This window comes from Photorhabdus sp. RM71S, assembly GCF_042879355.1.
GTDB lineage: Bacteria > Pseudomonadota > Gammaproteobacteria > Enterobacterales > Enterobacteriaceae > Photorhabdus > Photorhabdus kayaii.
Genome location: NZ_JBHFKV010000375.1, coordinates 1 through 212, shown reverse-complemented (window position 1 = coordinate 212; position 212 = coordinate 1). Strand labels below are relative to the sequence as shown.

General features: G+C 52.8%; 1 pseudogene. It reads left to right on the top strand.

The annotated features are described in order from the left end of the window. Positions 1 to 106: 106 nt before the first annotated feature. Positions 107 to 212: pseudogene (locus ACGF5R_RS25245) on the top strand (IS982 family transposase); the annotation flags it as partial.

The following is a 212-nucleotide window of genomic DNA, read 5'->3' as shown; positions in this document are numbered from 1 at the left end:
TGGCGGGCAGGAATGACAGGCGTGTTTGCCTGATGGGAGCGGTATGAGTCGAGAGGCTCACGTACCGTTCTGCGAGAGGCTGCGGGGGTAGTTCCCGTGGTCTACTCAACCGGTCGTGGATCAGCTCAAAAATATTTCTCAGATAGCGCATTCAAGACACCGCAGTCAGCTCGGTTTTTTATTGGAAATCGTCGCGGGCTTAATTGCTTATA